Here is a 16,276-nt window from a genome sequence, read left to right as displayed (position 1 = left end):
CGCCGGAGGTTGGATCATGCTGCACGATCGCGGAATGCAGGTGATGAACGTGGAGGTGGTCGCCGACTCCTACGCGATCGCGGCCAACTATCTGCGCCTGTCAGGTGTGCTGCCGGACACGATCACGCCGAACGAACAGCTCGTCGACATCATCGTGCAGCTGATCCACCGCGGAGAATTCAACAAGCTCAGGCTCGCGAACAAGGCGATCTCGATGTTCGAGATGGCCTCTGCGGCCTGACCATCAAGAGGGGATGATATGGAAGCCGCCATCGATCGGATCATGCACACTTACGACCTGCTGGCGAACCGCACTGCGGCGGCCAGCGAGGAAGCGCGGCGCAAGGTCAGCGCCTACATCCAGACCTTGTTCGAAGCTGGCGAGCGTGACCCGCATCGTCTCACCGTGTGCGGCCTGACCTATCTGCGCCAGCTCGACGGCCGCGTCGATCCGGTGAAGGCGGGCTACACCGGGCTCTGATGACCCTGGCGCAAGATGCTCGCGCTTGGCGCTTGCCTCATGATACCGGCAACCTGTATGAGACCGTCTGGTTTCATGCAGGTTGTTTTTTTGGGGGGGAGCCGTCGATGCTTTTGCTGTCCCGAATGATACTGACTACCGCAGTCATGGTGTTGGTTTGCGGGGAGCTGGTCGTCTCTACGAGTACGGCCGAGCCGGTTGCCTCTCCGAAGGGACCGAACAGTCGCAAAGCCCTAGCGAAAGTTGGGGCCTGCGCAGAGACGACGATTACGAGAATCGCCGATCGGTTCGACGAGCCGCTATCGCCGACACCGTTCAAAAGCGGCGAAAAGCGCGACGAGGACGGTGAGCCGCTGATGGATTCTGGCACCTACGTTCAGTATCAGAACGGTGCCGAGCAGATCGACGCAGAGTGGAATGCCGGCGTGGCCCATTCCAAGCTGGGCGACCCCGTCCGTCTCTGCACGGTCTGGAAACCGAAGAAGTGTCCTCCCGGCGACGATCGGGGGCGGATCTACAAGGCGACCAACCTGCGGACCAACGAGACCTGGCAGATGTCGGAGAGCTGGCACTCCTGCGGCGGGGCGTGAGCAGGGGCTTGTTCCAGCGGCCGTCCACCATATCTGGCGCAAATATCCGGTTTGACCCGCAACCGCTTGACCTGTCCCTTGGCCTGCCGCCGCCCGTATGGTAAGGGCAGGGGTCTTTTCCGACCGCCTTCACTGAACCGACCGCCGGCCCCTCAAGGCCTTGCGGACGTGGAGATATTCCGCCGATGACCGCTTCCAGCGCCAAGCCCGCCTCGTCAGTCGATTCTTTCTTCTCCGCCACCCTGGCCGAGGCCGATCCCGAGATCGCCGCCGCCATCAAGGGTGAGCTCGGTCGGCAACGGCACGAAATCGAGCTGATCGCCTCGGAAAACATCGTCAGCCGGGCGGTCCTGGAGGCCCAGGGCTCGGTCATGACCAACAAATACGCCGAGGGCTATCCGGGCGCGCGCTACTATGGCGGCTGCGAATGGGTCGACGTCGCCGAGAACCTCGCGATCGACCGCGCCAAGAAGCTGTTCGGCGCCAATTTCGCCAACGTCCAGCCGAACTCCGGCAGCCAGATGAACCAGGCGGTGTTCCTGGCGCTCTTGCAGCCCGGCGACACCTTCATGGGCCTCGACCTCGCTGCCGGTGGCCATCTGACCCACGGCTCGCCGGTCAACATGTCCGGCAAGTGGTTCAAGGCCGCGCACTACACCGTGCGCCGCGACGACCACCTGATCGACATGGATGCGGTGGCCAAACAGGCTGAGGAAGTGAAGCCGAAGCTGATCATCGCCGGCGGCAGCGCCTATTCGCGCCCCTGGGACTTCAAGCGCTTCCGCGAGATCGCCGACAGCGTCGGCGCCTACCTGCTGGTCGACATGGCCCACTTCGCCGGCCTCGTCGCCGGCGGCGCGCATGCCTCGCCGGTGCCGCACGCTCACATCGTCACCACCACGACCCACAAATCGCTGCGCGGCCCGCGCGGCGGCCTGATCCTTTGGAACGACGAGCAGTTCACCAAGAAGCTGAACTCGGCGATCTTCCCCGGATTGCAGGGCGGCCCGCTGATGCACGTCATCGCGGCCAAGGCGGTGGCGTTCGCCGAGGCGCTGCGGCCGGAGTTCAAGGTCTACGCGAAGAACATCGTCGAGAACGCGAAGGCGCTGGCGGAATCGCTGCGCGCCCAGGGTTTCGATATCGTCTCCGGCGGCACCGACAACCACCTGATGCTGGTCGACCTCCGGCCGAAGGGGCTGAAGGGCAACGTCTCGGAGAAGGCGCTGGTCCGCGCCGGCATCACCTGCAACAAAAACGGCATCCCGTTCGACCCCGAGAAGCCGTTCGTCACCTCGGGCCTTCGTCTCGGCACCCCGGCGGCGACCACCCGCGGCTTCGGCGTCGCGGAATTCCAGCAGGTCGGCAGCCTGATCGCCGAGGTGCTGAACGCGATTGCGCAGTCCTCGGAAGGCAGTGCGCCGCTGGTGGAAGCCGCGGTCAAGGACAAGGTGAAGGCATTGACCGACCGGTTCCCGATCTATCAGTAAGGCTTGAAGCCACAATGCGCTGCCCGAGCTGCAACAGCCTCGATACGCAGGTGAAGGACTCCCGCCCCACCGAGGACTCCTCGGTGATCCGGCGGCGGCGGGTCTGCGTCACCTGCAACTTCCGCTTCACGACCTTCGAGCGGGTGCAGCTGCGCGAACTCACCGTCATCAAGCGCAACGGCCGCCGCGTGCCGTTCGACCGCGACAAGCTGATGCGCTCGGTGCAGATTTCCTTGCGCAAGCGCTCGGTCGATCCGGAGCGCGTCGAGAAGATGGTGTCGGCGATCGTGCGCGAGCTCGAGAGCGGCGGTGAATCGGAGGTGTCCTCGGAGGCGATCGGCGAGATCGTGATGGAGCATCTGCGCGACCTCGACGACGTCGCCTATGTCCGCTTCGCCTCGGTCTATCGCAATTTCCGCGAGGCCAAGGATTTCGAGGCCGTGCTCGGCGAGCTCTCGGCCGAGGACGAGACCCCGCGGCTGGCGCCGGTCCGCAAATGATCTTCCGGGTCCTGGTCGATCAGGTCGGTGAAAAGCTGAAGGCGCAAAAGGACGCCGACCGCCGCTTCATGCAGCTGGCGCTGGCGCTTGGCCGGCGTGGGCAGGGTCGCACCTGGCCGAACCCGGCCGTCGGCGCAGTGGTGGTCAAGGATGGCATCATCATTGGCCGTGGCTGGACCCAGCCGGGCGGGCGTCCGCACGCCGAGCCGGAGGCGATCCGGCGGGCGGGTGCGGCGGCCAAGGGTGCCACGCTCTATGTGACCCTGGAGCCGTGCTCGCATTTCGGCAAGTCGCCGCCTTGCGTCGACGCGGTGATCGCCGCCGGCATCAGCCGCGTCGTGTCCGCGATCGAGGACCCCAATCCCGAGGTCGCGGGGCAGGGGCATGCGAAGCTGCGTGCCGCCGGCATCCAGGTCGAGGTCGGTCTCTGTTCGGCCGACGCCAAGCGCGACCATGCCGGCCATTTCCGCCGTATCCGTGATGGCCGGCCGCATGTGATCCTGAAGCTCGCCGTCTCGGCCGACGACAAGATCGCAGCCAGCGGCAGCACGCCTGTGGCGATCACGGGCGCGGCCGCACGGACGCGCGTGCATCTGTTGCGCGCCCAGAGCGACGCGATCCTGATCGGCGTGCGCACCGCGATTGCCGATGATCCGCTGCTGACCTGCCGGCTCCCGGGGATGGATCTCCGCTCGCCGGTGCGCGTCGTGCTCGATCCGATGCTGCGGCTGCCCATGACCAGCCGTTTGGTGCAGTCGGCGCGAACCACGCCGCTCTGGATGGTCGCGTCCGCGCTAGCGGAGCCCGCGGCGGCGACCAAGCTCGGTGCTGCCGGTGCCCAGGTCATCCGTGTGCCGCCGCAGGCCGAGCCATCGGCGCTGGAGCCGCCCGCGGTGCTCAAGGCGCTCGCCGAGAAGGGCATCACCCGCCTGATGATCGAGGGCGGCAGCCGCGTCGCGTCATCCTTCATGGCGAGCGGCCTCGTCGACGAGATCTGGCTCCTGCGCGGTCCCGGCACGATCGGCGCCGACGGGATTGCTGCGCTGGATGCATTGCCGCTGACCGCAATCACGCAGTCGCCGGCCTATCGCGTTCGTGCTAGCGAGACGCTCGATCCCGACACCCTTACGATTTACGAGCGCGTGTAATGTTCACCGGCATCGTCACCGACATCGGCGAGATCGTCAGCCTGACGCCGCGGACCGAGGGCAAGCTGCACCGGCTGCGGATCGCCTGCAGCTATGATCAGGCCACGATTGCCGATGGCGCGTCGATCGCCAACAACGGCGTCTGCCTTACGGTTGTGCAGTCGGGTGTCGCCGACGGGAAGACCTGGTTCGAGGTCGATGCCGCCGCGGAGACGCTGGCGCTGACGACGGCCAGGCACTGGCGCGTCGGCTCGAAGCTTAACCTGGAGCGGGCGCTGAAGATCGGCGACGAGCTCGGCGGTCACATCGTCTCCGGCCATGTCGACGGCATCGCGACCATCGTCAGCCGCGAGAACCTGCCGGACATGGCGCGGTTCGTGTTCAAGACGAGCCGCGAACTGGCCCGCTTCATCGCCACCAAGGGCTCGATCACCCTCGATGGCGTGTCGCTGACGGTCAACACCGTCGACGATCTGACCTTCTCGGTCCTGATCATTCCGCATACGCTGAGCGTCACCACGCTGTCATCCTGGCAGGCCGGCAGCGAGGTCAATATCGAGGTCGACCTGATGGCGCGCTACGCCGCGCGCCTCACGGAAATGAAGTAGCCTCCAAGCGAGGCTTTCCGTCTTGGCTTTGCCGGCGCTCGCGCCTACAAGGCCAGCCCTCATGGCGAGGCGGCGCTGCTGCGCCGGTTCGCAGCATGAGGCCAATTTCATCTCGTCCTTCGCGATGCGGCCCATTGGCCGCTCCCTCAAGGGCGAGGCAGCTGAAGACAATGGAAACCGAACCATGGCAGACGCACGGCGCGCGCCGCTGAAAGACCAGACCGACATCACCGGCGCTCGCGCGCTGATCGTCGAGGCGCGCTTCTACGACGACATCCAGGACGCGATGCTCGAGGGCGCCACCGCCGAGTTGAAGGCGGCCGGTGTGAGCTACGACGTCCTCACTGTCACCGGCTCGCTGGAGATCCCGGCGACGATCGCGATCGCGCTGGATGCGGCGGCCAAGACCGGCAAGCCCTATGATCTCGCGATCGCGCTCGGTTGCGTCATCCGAGGCGACACCATCCATTTCGAGATCGTCTCGCAGGAATCTTCGCGGGCGCTGATGGACCTCTCGGTCGCCCGCGGCCTGCCGCTCGGCAACGGCATCCTGACGGTCAACAATGAGGACCAGGCGTGGGCGCGCGCCCGCGTGTCCGAGATGAACAAGGGCGGCGATGCCGCGCGGGCTGCGCTGGCCGTGCTGCGCATCAAACGCCGCCTGGCGCGAGGCTGACATGGCCGAGAACAAACCCTTCAAGGGCCCGATCCGCGCCAACAACGACCGCAAGGCCAACCGCCGCGGCGCCGCGCGTCTCGCCGCTGTCCAGGCGCTCTACCAGATGGATATCGCCGGCGCCGGGATCAACGACGTCCTGGCCGAATTCGAGAGCCACTGGCTCGGCAACGAGGTCGAGGGCGAGCAGTATCTGCCCGCCGAGGCCGCGTTCTTCCGCGACATCGTCTCCGGCGTGGTGCGCGACCAGACCAAGATCGATCCGGTGCTCGATACCGCGCTGGAGCGTGGCTGGCCGCTGCAGCGGATCGACGCGATCCTGCGCGCGGTGCTGCGCGCCGGCGCCTATGAGCTGGAGCGGCGCAAGGACATTCCGGCCCGCGTCGTCGTGTCCGAATATGTCGACATCGCCCATGCCTTCGTCGAGCGCGACGAGACCGGCATGGTCAATGCCGTGCTGGAGCAACTCGCCCGCCAGTATCGCGGCGACGAGATGGGGCCGAGGTAGGTGGTGAGCCGGGCCGCAGCAGGGCTGTTGCGAACCGGCGCGGTGCCAGCGTGCTTGCTCAACTGTCATCACCCGCGAAAGCGGGTGATCCAGTATTCCAGAGACGTCGGGGGGATACCGAGGGGCCGCGGCGTACTGGATCGCCCGGTCAAGCCGGGCGATGACAGCGGAGTGCAGGGAGGGCCCCGATGACCCAAACTCCGTCCGGCGAGGACTCCCTCATCGCCCGCTACTTCAAGCCGCTGGCGACCGACCCCGGCGCGTTCGGCCTTGTCGACGACGCCGCCATCATCCCGGCCTCGGGCGACGACCTCGTCGTCAACACCGACGCCATCGTCGAGGGCGTTCACTACCTCCCGGACGATCCGCCCGATACGGTCGCGCGCAAGGCGCTGCGGGTGAACCTGTCCGATCTCGCGGCCAAGGGCGCGGTGCCGGCTGGCTTCCTGCTGACCCTGGCGCTGCGCCGGACAGATGAAGCTTGGCTCGCCGCCTTCGCCGGCGGTCTCGGCGAGGACGCCGCGACGTTCGGCTGCCCGCTGCTCGGCGGCGACACCGTGTCCACGCCGGGACCTGTCATGATCTCGATCACCGCGTGGGGGCGTATCCCCCGGGGCCGGATGGTCCACCGCTTTGGAGCGGGTGCCGGCGACCGGGTGATGGTCACGGGCACGATCGGCGATGCTGCGCTCGGCCTGCGCATTCTTCAGGGCAGAGCAGAGGCGGGCGCGCCGAATGCCGATCCCGCCGCGCGGGATATGCTGATCGGCCGCTATCGCCTGCCGCAGCCGCGCTGCGAGCTGGCGGCGGCGGTGAGGGACTACGCGACAGCGTCGATGGACGTCTCTGATGGCCTGGCCGGCGACCTGACCAAGCTTTGTGCTGCCTCTTCCGTGAGCGCCGACATCGATCTGTCACGTGTTCCGATCTCATCAGCAGCTGCACAGCTTCTCGCTGCCGGATCGGTCCAACTGGAAACGCTGATCTCGGGCGGCGACGACTACGAGATCCTCTGCACCGTTCCCGCAGCGCAATGCGAAGCATTCCGCGCTGCAGCTACGACGGCCGGTGTGGACCTGACCGAACTCGGCGCCATCGCCGAAGGATCGCATCCGCCGCGCTTCCTGGACGGGCAGGGCCGTCCAGTTGCGCTGACGCGCCTGTCCTTCAGTCACTTCTGACATCTGTTCGCAACCGCACATTGCGACCAAAGAAGCGTCTGAATTTGGAGCGGTTCAGGCGTCGCGGCGTTGCGTCATCATGGCGATTTTGGCAAGGTCCATGACGTTCGAGGCGGCTCCGCCCGGAGCGGCCTGACAGGGGGCGTGCGTCGCACCATCGCGGCGTGACGTAGTTAGAAAAGCAAAGAGCCGAGGAAACTAAATGTCAGCTTTATGGGTGATCGTGCTCTGCGGAGCGCTGTCGATCGTCTATGCGATCTGGGCCACACAATCGGTGCTCAGTGCGGACGCCGGCAATGCGCGCATGCAGGAAATCGCAGCGGCCGTGGCCGAGGGCGCTCAGGCCTATCTCCGCCGCCAATACACGACGATCGGGTTAGTCGGCGTCGTGATCTTCGTGCTCCTTGCGTATTTCCTCGGTATGCTCGTCGCGATCGGCTTTGCGATCGGCGCGATCCTCTCCGGCGCCGCCGGCTTCATCGGCATGAACGTCTCAGTGCGCGCCAACGTCCGCACCGCGCAGGCCGCAACCACTTCGCTCGCCGGCGGCCTCGAGCTCGCCTTCAAGGCCGGCGCGATCACGGGCCTGCTGGTCGCCGGTCTCGCGCTGCTCGGCGTCACCATCTACTTCGGCATCCTCACCGGCTTCATGAAGCTCGCGCCCGACAGCCGCACCGTGATCGATGCGCTGGTCGCGCTCGGCTTCGGCGCCTCGCTGATCTCCATCTTCGCCCGTCTCGGCGGCGGCATCTTCACCAAGGGCGCCGACGTTGGCGGTGACCTCGTCGGCAAGGTCGAGGCCGGCATCCCCGAGGATGATCCGCGCAACCCCGCGACCATCGCCGACAACGTCGGCGACAATGTCGGCGACTGCGCCGGCATGGCCGCCGACCTGTTCGAAACCTACGCGGTGACCGCGGTCGCCACCATGGTGCTGGCCGCTATCTTCTTCGCCAAGTCGTCGCTGCTCGCCAACATGATGACGCTGCCGCTCGCCATCGGCGGCATCTGCATCATCACCTCGATCGCCGGCACGTTCTTCGTCAAGCTCGGCGCCAGCCAGTCGATCATGGGCGCGCTCTACAAGGGTCTGATCGCGACCGGCGTCTTGTCGCTCGCCGGCGTCGCGGTGGCGATCGGCTGGCTGATCGGCTTCGGCAAGCTCGACGGCGTCGACTACACCGGCACCGCTTTGTTCGTCTGCGGCGTCGTCGGCCTCGTCGTCACCGGCCTGATCATCTGGATCACCGAATACTACACCGGCACCGACTTTCGTCCGGTGAAGTCGATCGCGTCGGCCTCGGTGACCGGCCACGGCACCAACGTGATCCAGGGCCTCGCGATCTCGATGGAGGCAACGGCCCTGCCTGCGATCGTCATCATCGCCGGCATCCTGGTCACCTACAGCCTCGCCGGCCTGTTCGGCATCGCGATCGCGACCACCACGATGCTGGCGCTCGCCGGCATGATCGTCGCGCTCGACGCCTTCGGTCCGGTCACCGACAATGCCGGCGGCATCGCCGAGATGGCCGGACTGCCGAAGGAGGTGCGCAAGTCCACCGACGCGCTCGATGCCGTCGGCAATACCACGAAGGCCGTCACCAAGGGTTACGCGATCGGCTCCGCCGGTCTCGGTGCGCTGGTGCTGTTCGCGGCCTATAATCAGGACCTGCAGTTCTTCATCGCCGACTCCGCGAAGCATCCTTATTTCGCGGGGATCAAGCCGGACTTCTCGCTGAACAACCCCTACGTCGTGGTCGGCCTGCTGTTCGGCGGCCTGCTGCCGTATCTGTTCGGCGCGATGGGCATGACCGCCGTCGGCCGTGCCGCCGGCGCGATCGTCGAGGAGGTGCGGCGGCAGTTCCGCGAGAAGCCGGGCATCATGCAGGGCACCGACAAGCCGGATTACGGCAAGGCGGTCGACCTGCTGACCAAGGCGGCGATCAAGGAGATGATCATCCCCTCGCTGCTGCCGGTGCTGTCGCCGATCGTCGTCTACTTCCTGATCTACGCGATCGCGGGCGGTGGTGCGGCCGGCAAGTCGGCGGCGTTCTCGGCGGTCGGCGCCATGCTGCTCGGCGTCATCGTCACCGGCCTCTTCGTGGCGATCTCGATGACCTCGGGCGGCGGCGCCTGGGACAACGCCAAGAAGTACATCGAGGACGGCCATTTCGGCGGCAAGGGCTCGGATGCCCACAAGGCGGCCGTGACCGGTGACACCGTCGGCGATCCCTACAAGGACACGGCGGGCCCCGCCGTGAACCCGATGATCAAGATCACCAACATCGTGGCCCTGCTGCTGCTGGCGATCCTCGCGCACTGAGGTGTCATGGTCGAAAAAAAGCCCCGCGGCGCGAGCCGCGGGGCTTTCATATGAACTCGGTTCGTTGTTGAGAATGACTATTCCGCCGCGCGCTGTCGTGTCCGATAGCTTTGCAGCATGCTCTGCGCCATGCGCGGCTGCATTTGCGTGAAGCTCGCCAGGTGCTGATCGAGCTGCGGGCGCGCGCTGCCGCTGACATGCGCCTGCATGAACAGCAGCGTCGTCGTCGTCACCCAGGACAGGTCGAGCGCCTTGGCGATCACCAGGAGCTGGTCCGGCTGCTTGCGGACGAAGGCGCGCTCGACCAGATCGAGCGGCAGCTTGCACATCAGGGACAGCGCCAGCGTGACCTTGTCGAAGCTGCCTTCCTTGGCAAAGCCGTGCAGCTGGGCCTCGTGCAGTTGGCCGGTGGCGTGGAGCTGCTCGACATAGGCCTTGGCATGATCAAAATCGTTCGAGCGCGTCCGCGCCGCGGCCTGCAGATGGCCCGACGCTTGGGCGACGGCGAGCTCGACGATCTCGGAGCGCGCCGCGTCGGCACTGGCGAGTTGGTTGCGCACGGCATCAGAGGCTTCGACGAACAGGCGGACCAGCACTTCGCGCGGGCTGTCGGGGCGGCTCCAGAGCTTCAGCGCCAGGCCCGGATCATCGGAGGCCTTGGTCACGAGGCCGGAGAAGCCGTGATTTGAGAAGCGGGCGCCGTCATTGTTCGCGGTGTTCGAAACAACGGCCTGGTCGCCGCGATCGACCAGCACGTCGGTGACGGATTCGGTCAGGGTCTTGCGGCCGGAGATGGCAAGCAGATGCTCCTGGCCACGGGTCTGTGCGGCCGCGACCAGCGTAGTCTCATCAAGCCGGTCGCTCTGGCGCAGCACCGGACCGGCAACCGCAATCGTTTCATCCGCAGCCAGGTGCTTGATCAGGCGCGGCGGCGCATCGGGAAGCACCGCGAGCCGGCTGCCGAGCTCCGCGCGCGCGGCGATCGCCACGTTATCGAGCAGCTTGAACAGCACGTGGTCGAACAGATCGACATGCTCTTCGTTGAACTTGCCCGAGCCGACCACGAACAGGTCGGCCACGCGTTCCAGGATTTCCGCGCGCCGCGAGACGTAGCGGCTGGCAAGAATGTCTTCGAGCTGATGCAGGACGCTATTTTGCAAGACGCGGGCTCATGCGATGGACATCGCCGGCGCCTGCCCTTCGGACGGTCACCGGGCCGCCTCTTTGGAGGGAAGAGGCCCGGCATCCGCTGACGGTATCCAAAAACCAGATCAAAGACACGCGGCCGCCATCTATCGCACCACCTCGCTTAAGGTGCCGTTACACCATGGACTGTATCGGGCTACTGCATGCTGGATCGCAGCCGGCGGGATCCGGCGTGCCGGTCACTGCGCGTCCATCTGCAGGCCTTCCTTTTGGATGATGGACGCGAACTTGCTCGTCTCTGCCTGCACGAAGTCGCCGAATTGCTGCGGCGTGCCGTAGTCGGCCCGCGCGCCCATGGCCGCGATGTTCTTGCGGATGTCCTCGCGCTCCAGCATCGCCTTGACCTGCGAGTTCAGCGCGGTGACGATCTCGGGCGGGCAGGCCTTGGGCAGGAAGACGCCGAACCAGGACGAGACGTCGAACTTGGCCAGCTCCGGCGCGCTCTCGCGCATGGTCGGCAGGTCAGGTGCATTGGCGCTGCGCTCCGGCGTCGTCACGCAGAGCCCGGTCAGCTTGCCGTCCTGGATCTGCGGTAGCGATGGAAACAGATTGTCGAACAGGATCTGAATGTCGCCGGCGAGCGCGGCCTGCAGCGCCGGGCCGGCGCCGCGGAACGGGATGTGCGTCATCTTCAATCCCGTGAGCTGCAGGAACCATGCGCCGGTGAGGTGCGGGCTCTGGCCGACGCCGGAGGAGCCGTAGTTCAGCTTGTCGGGATTGGCTTTGAGATAGGCGATGAGCTCGGGAATCGACTTGATGCCGGTCGAGGGATGCGCCGAGACGATGTTCGGGATGCGGATCATGTTGGACACCGCCTGCAGCTGATCCGGCTTGTAGGCGAGGTTGCGGAAGATGGAATAGGCGATCGCGTTCGGGCCGGGATTGCCGATGAGGATGGTGGAGCCGTCGCCCTTGGTGTTGCGTGCGACCTCGGCGGTGCCGATGGTGCCGCCGCCGCCGGAGCGATTCTCGACCACGGCCGATTGTCCCCACGCCGTCTGCAGATGCGCCGCGAGCAGCCGGCCCATCACGTCGGTGCTGCCGCCGGGCGCGGCCGGCACGATCAGCTTCACCGTCTCGGTGGGGCGCCAGTCGGCGAGACTCGTGCGCGGCAGAATGGCGGCGGTCGAGAGCGCGGCGGCGCCCGTGAGAAGCTTGCGGCGCGATAGCGCGGTGCGATGAGCCAATGATTCCTCCCTGCTCTTGTTTTGTCGCAGGGTAGGGAAGGTTGCTGCGCCAGCGCAAGCGCATGGATCACGCGCATGCTGCGCCAATCAGCGCAGCGAGCGCACTTTGTGCCGTGGCCCGGAATCATATTCCGGACGACGGCGATCGACTTTGGATCAGTTGAAGCTGAGCAGCTTGAACAGCGGCGTCAGGTAGCTGAGCTCCTGGCCGGAGGTCGCCGTGGTGCGGCTGACGAAGTCGAAGATCTTGCCGTCCTTCATGCCGTAATTGGCGAGCCGGCGGACCTGGCGGTTCTTGTCGAAATAGACCGCGATCACGCGCTGATCGACCACCTTCTGGTTCATGAAGGCGACGGGGCGCTCGGCGCGCTGCGAGATGTAGTAGAACACCTCGCCGTCGAGCGTGGCGACGGTCGATGGCGTGCCCATCACGATCAGCACCTGATCCTGGCTGGCCCCGATCGGGATCTGCTCCAGCGCGCCGGGCGGCATGATGTAGCCCTTCTGGAACTGCTCGCCGGTGCAGGCGGCGAGCGCCAGACAGGTCAGCGCGATGGCGCCGGCGGTGCGCAGACGGGTACGGAGGCCACGGGTGAGCAGGCTGGCAGTCGTTCGCATTGTCTGGGTCATCTTCTCAAGATCGGATCCCGTCCCCTTGCGTCGGGCAGGGCGTTGACGTACCGGGCAAACTTGCGGATTGCAACATGCCGTCCGAACCGGGTCGGGAAAACTCAGCCGCGGAACCTTCATGCTCTGGCCATTCAACCATCTCAGGAAATTGCGACCGTCCCCGCGCGGGACCATCGAGCCGATCTATGGCACGATCGTGGCGCAAACCCGAGAACCGTTGTTTTATAGACACTTAAATGTCCCCGACACGGTCGAGGGACGGTTCGACCTGCTGATTCTGCACCTCTGGCTGGTGCTGCGCCGGCTGCGCGGGGTCGGTGCGGACCTGTCGCAGGCGCTGTTCGACCGGTTCTGCGCCGACATGGACGACAATCTGCGCGAGATGGGGGTTGGCGACCTCACCGTGCCCAAGCGCATGCAGAAATTCGGCGAGGCCTTCTACGGCCGCACTGCCGCCTATGATCTCGCCTGGTCGGAAAGCGAGGCCCGGCTGGCGGAGGCGCTGCAGAAGAATATCTTGAACGGAGAGCATCCGGACAGCGCGGCGGAACTTGCCGCCTATGCGGGACGGGCGGCGGCGCACCTCGCCACCCTCGACGACAACAAGCTGCTCGGCGCGACCTGGAGCTTCCCGCGTCCGGTGCAGCAGGACTGAACGACATGAGCAGAGACAGAGACATTTCCCGCGACCCGGGCCGCGATCCGGCAAAAGATCCCTGGCGAGCCGCGCCGGTGATCGTGGCGCAGATCCCGGACGCCGGGCTTCATCGCGAGATCGAGGCGGATGCGGCCACACGAAGCGCGCTCGCCGCGATGGGTGAACTGCGCGAGGTGATGTCGGCGCATGCCGCGTTCGACGTGGTCCAGAAGCGCGACGGCAAGGTGCACGTCGAGGGCCGGGTGCGCGCCCGGATCGGCCAGACCTGCGTGGTGACGCTCGATCCGATCGAGACCGAGATCGACGAGCCGATCGACCAGATGTTCGCACCGCCGGAAGACATTCCGGAACTGGCCGAGTTCGTCGAGGACGACCCGAACAGCGAGGTCGATACGGCCGATCCGCCCGAGCCGATCGTCAATGGCCAAATCGATCTCGGGCGGCTGGCCGCCGATGCGCTGTTCCTGGGGATTGACCCCTATCCGCGCAAGCCGGGCGCGGCGTTCGAGCAGCCGGCCGAGGCCGCCGACCCGGAGGATCACCCGTTTGCGGCGCTGAAGGCGTTGAAATCCCCCGGCGGCGCAACGTCCGGCCCGGCCAAAGCGAAGAAAACGGGTGAGGATTGATGTCTGAATGTGCAGGCCGGCCGCGCTCCCGTCCTGTCACGAAGCCTCCCGAATTCGGCTCAAGTTGCTGATTTCGATGGCAAAGATCGATCCGTCTCCCGCCCCTTGCGCCGCCGCGGTTGCAAAATCCATCGCCTCCGGGAGGTTGTTTCGACACGGAGAGACGCTATTGTCGCGCCGGGTCGGGGTGCGACGAAAATGCTCGGCGGCTGTGGGATTGTGCCTCAACTCTCCCCTGGCCGTGCAGTGCCTCTGAACGACCACCAAAACACGGCTAAGCAAGGCCAAGCGAGTCAAGGCCAACACGAGATCAAGCTCGAGATCAGGTTTCCGGGACGTCATGCCTCAAAAGGTTCGAATCGCGCTGGACGCCATGGGCGGGGATTTCGGCGCGGCCGTCGTCATTCCCGGAGCTGCGATTGCGCTGAGCCGCCATCCGGACGCGGAGTTTCTGCTGTTCGGTGACAGTGCCAAGATTGCTCCCGAGCTCGACCGGCTTCCGCGGCTGAAGGCGGTCTCGCGCGTCGTTCACACCGACGTCGCCGTCAGCATGGAGGACAAGCCCAGCCAGGCGCTGCGGCGCGGCCGGAAAACCTCCTCGATGTGGATGGCGATCGAGGCCGTCAAGAAGGGCGAGGCGGACGTCGCGATCTCCGCCGGCAATACCGGCGCGCTGGTGGCAATGGCGCGGTTCTGCCTGCGCACCCTCGATGGCATCGACCGGCCGGCGCTGGCGGCGATCTGGCCGACGATGCGCGGCGAATCGGTCGTGCTCGACCTCGGCGCGACGATCGGCGGCGACGCCCGCCATCTGGTGGCGCTGTCGGTGATGGGCGGCGCATTGGCGAGCGTGCTGTTCAACAAGCCCAGGCCGACCGTCGGCCTGCTCAACATCGGCGTCGAGGAGATCAAGGGCCACGAGGAGATCCGCGAGGCGGCCGAGCAGTTGCGCGCGATGAACCTGCCGCAGCTCGATTATATCGGCTTCGTCGAGGGCGACGGCATCGGCAAGGGCGCGGCCGACGTGGTCGTGACCGAAGGCTTCAGCGGCAACATCGCGCTGAAGGCGGCCGAGGGGACGGCGCGCCAGGTCGCGGAATTCCTGCGCGGCGCCATCCAGGCCAGCCTTATGGCCCGGATCGGCTATCTTTTCGCGCGCGGCGCCTTTGCCGCGCTGCGCGCCCGGCTCGACCCGCGCAAGTCCAATGGCAGCGTGGTGCTCGGGCTCAAGGGCATCGTGGTCAAGAGCCATGGCGGAACCGATGCCGAGGGCTTTGCCTCGGCCGTGCGGGTTGGCTATGAGATGGCCCGCTACGATCTCCTGACCAAGATCACTCAAACACTCAATCGCGACGGCGGCGCATTGGCGTCCGAACCGGTCGCCCAGGAGGCTGTCTCGTGACAATTCGTTCGGTCGTGCTCGGCTGTGGCTCCTATCTCCCGCAGCGGGTCGTGACCAATGCCGAGCTGGCAAGCCGCATCGAGACCTCCGACGAGTGGATCGTTCAGCGCACCGGCATCCGTGAGCGCCATGTCGCAGCCGACGGCGAGTTCACGTCGCATCTCGCGATCAATGCCGCCCGCGCCGCGCTCGCCGCAGCCGACGTCGATCCGCAATCGATCGACCTGATCGTGCTGGGCACCTCGACCCCGGACAACACCTTTCCGGCCACCGCGGTGGCCGTGCAGAACGGGCTCGGCATCAATCATGGCGCGGCCTTCGACCTGCAGGCGGTGTGCTCCGGCTTCGTCTATGCGCTGGCGACCGCCGACAATTTCCTGCGCAGCGGATCGTTCAAGCGGGCGCTGGTGATCGGCGCGGAGACCTTTTCGCGCATCCTCGACTGGAACGACCGCACCACCTGCGTGCTGTTCGGCGACGGCGCCGGTGCGCTGGTGCTGGACGCGCAGCAGCAGGGCGAGGGCGCCGCCGGCCGCGGCGTGCTGACCACCCATCTGCGCTCCGACGGCCGCCACAAATCCAAGCTCTATGTCGACGGCGGTCCGTCCTCGACCCAGACGGTCGGCCATCTCCGGATGGAAGGCCGCGAAGTGTTCAAGCATGCCGTCGGCATGATCACCGACGTGATCGTCGATGCCTTCGAGGCCACCGGCCAGTCGGCCGAGACCATCGACTGGTTCGTGCCGCACCAGGCCAACAAGCGAATCATCGACGCCTCCGCACATAAGCTGCACATCGCCCCCGAAAAGGTGGTCCTGACGGTCGATCGGCACGGAAATACCTCGGCTGCCTCGATTCCGCTGGCCCTCGACGTCGCCGTCAAGGACGGCCGCATCAAGAAGGGCGACCTCGTTCTGCTCGAGGCCATGGGCGGCGGCTTCACCTGGGGCTCGGCGCTGGTGCGCTGGTGAGCCATTCCGCCGGACGAGATTGCTTGGGACGACCTGCGCTGCGGCATGCAGTTCCGTTCACGCTGCTGTTGACCATCGCCGCTTAACCTCT

The 16,276-nt window shown here is 66.2% G+C and carries 18 protein-coding genes; 15 read left to right on the top strand and 3 right to left on the bottom strand.

Features of this window, described 5'->3' with window-relative positions:
• Positions 1 to 16: 16 nt before the first annotated feature.
• From QXZ94_RS11595 to QXZ94_RS11545, 11 genes are all read left to right on the top strand, one after another.
• Positions 17 to 241, top strand: coding sequence for a hypothetical protein (locus QXZ94_RS11595; protein ID WP_315720508.1), 225 nt, complete (start codon positions 17 to 19; stop codon positions 239 to 241).
• 18 nt (positions 242 to 259) lie between these two features.
• Complete coding sequence (locus QXZ94_RS11590) at positions 260 to 481, top strand: hypothetical protein (protein ID WP_006612770.1); 222 nt, start codon at positions 260 to 262, stop codon at positions 479 to 481.
• Positions 482 to 588: 107 nt separating this feature from the next.
• On the top strand, positions 589 to 1,071 hold the full coding sequence (locus QXZ94_RS11585; RefSeq protein WP_315720507.1) for a hypothetical protein: 483 nt from the start codon (positions 589 to 591) through the stop codon (positions 1,069 to 1,071).
• Positions 1,072 to 1,256: 185 nt separating this feature from the next.
• On the top strand, positions 1,257 to 2,561 hold the full coding sequence (gene glyA, locus QXZ94_RS11580; protein WP_172109723.1) for a serine hydroxymethyltransferase: 1,305 nt from the start codon (positions 1,257 to 1,259) through the stop codon (positions 2,559 to 2,561).
• A gap of 14 nt (positions 2,562 to 2,575) precedes the next feature.
• Entirely contained in the window at positions 2,576 to 3,061 is a 486-nt protein-coding gene (gene nrdR, locus QXZ94_RS11575) for a transcriptional regulator NrdR (protein WP_011927287.1), read from the top strand.
• A complete protein-coding gene (ribD, locus tag QXZ94_RS11570) occupies positions 3,058 to 4,209 on the top strand; it encodes a bifunctional diaminohydroxyphosphoribosylaminopyrimidine deaminase/5-amino-6-(5-phosphoribosylamino)uracil reductase RibD (RefSeq protein ID WP_315720506.1) in 1,152 nt (383 codons plus the stop codon). Before nrdR ends, ribD begins: the two co-directional genes overlap by 4 nt.
• Positions 4,209 to 4,817 carry a riboflavin synthase gene (locus QXZ94_RS11565; RefSeq protein WP_315720505.1) on the top strand — a complete coding sequence of 203 codons (609 nt, stop codon included), beginning with the start codon at positions 4,209 to 4,211 and terminating at the stop codon, positions 4,815 to 4,817. The genes ribD and QXZ94_RS11565 overlap by 1 nt, the downstream gene beginning before the upstream one ends.
• A 184-nt stretch (positions 4,818 to 5,001) precedes the next feature.
• The gene (ribH, locus tag QXZ94_RS11560) at positions 5,002 to 5,493 is read left to right on the top strand and encodes a 6,7-dimethyl-8-ribityllumazine synthase (protein ID WP_315720504.1); all 492 of its coding nucleotides are present in this window, start codon (positions 5,002 to 5,004) and stop codon (positions 5,491 to 5,493) included.
• 1 nt (position 5,494) lies between these two features.
• Positions 5,495 to 6,001: a transcription antitermination factor NusB gene (nusB, locus tag QXZ94_RS11555; RefSeq protein ID WP_315720503.1), complete on the top strand. Its 507-nt coding sequence runs from the start codon at positions 5,495 to 5,497 to the stop codon at positions 5,999 to 6,001.
• Positions 6,002 to 6,189: 188 nt separating this feature from the next.
• Positions 6,190 to 7,182 (top strand): thiamine-phosphate kinase, encoded by a 993-nt coding sequence (gene thiL / locus QXZ94_RS11550; RefSeq protein WP_315720502.1) that lies wholly within the window; start codon positions 6,190 to 6,192, stop codon positions 7,180 to 7,182.
• Between the two features lie 202 nt (positions 7,183 to 7,384).
• On the top strand, positions 7,385 to 9,505 hold the full coding sequence (locus QXZ94_RS11545) for a sodium-translocating pyrophosphatase (protein ID WP_315720501.1): 2,121 nt from the start codon (positions 7,385 to 7,387) through the stop codon (positions 9,503 to 9,505).
• Positions 9,506 to 9,582: 77 nt separating this feature from the next.
• Here QXZ94_RS11545 and QXZ94_RS11540 read toward each other — a convergent pair whose 3' ends face one another.
• From QXZ94_RS11540 to QXZ94_RS11530, 3 genes are all read right to left on the bottom strand, one after another.
• A complete protein-coding gene (locus QXZ94_RS11540) occupies positions 9,583 to 10,665 on the bottom strand; it encodes a DUF2336 domain-containing protein (protein WP_315720500.1) in 1,083 nt (360 codons plus the stop codon).
• 225 nt (positions 10,666 to 10,890) lie between these two features.
• Positions 10,891 to 11,898, bottom strand: a complete 1,008-nt coding sequence (locus tag QXZ94_RS11535; RefSeq protein ID WP_315720499.1) for a tripartite tricarboxylate transporter substrate binding protein — start codon at positions 11,896 to 11,898, stop codon at positions 10,891 to 10,893.
• Positions 11,899 to 12,054: 156 nt separating this feature from the next.
• Positions 12,055 to 12,516, bottom strand: coding sequence for an outer membrane protein assembly factor BamE (locus QXZ94_RS11530; RefSeq protein ID WP_172109714.1), 462 nt, complete (start codon positions 12,514 to 12,516; stop codon positions 12,055 to 12,057).
• 130 nt (positions 12,517 to 12,646) lie between these two features.
• On the opposite strand from QXZ94_RS11530, the gene QXZ94_RS11525 reads away from it, so the two are divergent.
• The 4 genes from QXZ94_RS11525 (at position 12,647) to QXZ94_RS11510 (ending at position 16,185) form a co-directional block, all read left to right on the top strand.
• Positions 12,647 to 13,183, top strand: coding sequence for a ubiquinol-cytochrome C chaperone family protein (locus tag QXZ94_RS11525; RefSeq protein WP_315720498.1), 537 nt, complete (start codon positions 12,647 to 12,649; stop codon positions 13,181 to 13,183).
• A gap of 5 nt (positions 13,184 to 13,188) precedes the next feature.
• Positions 13,189 to 13,812, top strand: a complete 624-nt coding sequence (locus tag QXZ94_RS11520) for a DUF177 domain-containing protein (RefSeq protein ID WP_315720497.1) — start codon at positions 13,189 to 13,191, stop codon at positions 13,810 to 13,812.
• Positions 13,813 to 14,152: 340 nt separating this feature from the next.
• Positions 14,153 to 15,214, top strand: a complete 1,062-nt coding sequence (gene plsX / locus QXZ94_RS11515) for a phosphate acyltransferase PlsX (protein WP_315720496.1) — start codon at positions 14,153 to 14,155, stop codon at positions 15,212 to 15,214.
• Positions 15,211 to 16,185 carry a beta-ketoacyl-ACP synthase III gene (locus QXZ94_RS11510; protein WP_172109710.1) on the top strand — a complete coding sequence of 325 codons (975 nt, stop codon included), beginning with the start codon at positions 15,211 to 15,213 and terminating at the stop codon, positions 16,183 to 16,185. The genes plsX and QXZ94_RS11510 overlap by 4 nt, the downstream gene beginning before the upstream one ends.
• Positions 16,186 to 16,276 lie beyond the last annotated feature (91 nt).

The sequence above is a fragment of the Bradyrhizobium sp. SZCCHNS2022 genome (assembly GCF_032377575.1).
Classification (GTDB): domain Bacteria; phylum Pseudomonadota; class Alphaproteobacteria; order Rhizobiales; family Xanthobacteraceae; genus Bradyrhizobium; species Bradyrhizobium aeschynomenes.
The sequence above is the reverse complement of the archived record's forward strand: the minus strand, read 5'-3'. Positions and strand labels throughout refer to the sequence as shown.

What these genes read in the sequence shown, in the direction of transcription:
- QXZ94_RS11595 (WP_315720508.1), top strand. Translation starts at nt 17, where the DNA reads ATGCTGCACGATCGCGGAATGCAGGTGATGAACGTGGAGGTGGTCGCC.
- QXZ94_RS11590 (WP_006612770.1), top strand. Translation starts at nt 260, where the DNA reads ATGGAAGCCGCCATCGATCGGATCATGCACACTTACGACCTGCTGGCG.
- QXZ94_RS11585 (WP_315720507.1), top strand. Translation starts at nt 589, where the DNA reads ATGCTTTTGCTGTCCCGAATGATACTGACTACCGCAGTCATGGTGTTG.
- glyA (WP_172109723.1), top strand. Translation starts at nt 1,257, where the DNA reads ATGACCGCTTCCAGCGCCAAGCCCGCCTCGTCAGTCGATTCTTTCTTC.
- nrdR (WP_011927287.1), top strand. Translation starts at nt 2,576, where the DNA reads ATGCGCTGCCCGAGCTGCAACAGCCTCGATACGCAGGTGAAGGACTCC.
- ribD (WP_315720506.1), top strand. Translation starts at nt 3,058, where the DNA reads ATGATCTTCCGGGTCCTGGTCGATCAGGTCGGTGAAAAGCTGAAGGCG.
- QXZ94_RS11565 (WP_315720505.1), top strand. Translation starts at nt 4,209, where the DNA reads ATGTTCACCGGCATCGTCACCGACATCGGCGAGATCGTCAGCCTGACG.
- ribH (WP_315720504.1), top strand. Translation starts at nt 5,002, where the DNA reads ATGGCAGACGCACGGCGCGCGCCGCTGAAAGACCAGACCGACATCACC.
- nusB (WP_315720503.1), top strand. Translation starts at nt 5,495, where the DNA reads ATGGCCGAGAACAAACCCTTCAAGGGCCCGATCCGCGCCAACAACGAC.
- thiL (WP_315720502.1), top strand. Translation starts at nt 6,190, where the DNA reads ATGACCCAAACTCCGTCCGGCGAGGACTCCCTCATCGCCCGCTACTTC.
- QXZ94_RS11545 (WP_315720501.1), top strand. Translation starts at nt 7,385, where the DNA reads ATGTCAGCTTTATGGGTGATCGTGCTCTGCGGAGCGCTGTCGATCGTC.
- QXZ94_RS11530 (WP_172109714.1), bottom strand. Translation starts at nt 12,516, where the DNA reads ATGCGAACGACTGCCAGCCTGCTCACCCGTGGCCTCCGTACCCGTCTG.
- QXZ94_RS11525 (WP_315720498.1), top strand. Translation starts at nt 12,647, where the DNA reads ATGCTCTGGCCATTCAACCATCTCAGGAAATTGCGACCGTCCCCGCGC.
- QXZ94_RS11520 (WP_315720497.1), top strand. Translation starts at nt 13,189, where the DNA reads ATGAGCAGAGACAGAGACATTTCCCGCGACCCGGGCCGCGATCCGGCA.
- plsX (WP_315720496.1), top strand. Translation starts at nt 14,153, where the DNA reads ATGCCTCAAAAGGTTCGAATCGCGCTGGACGCCATGGGCGGGGATTTC.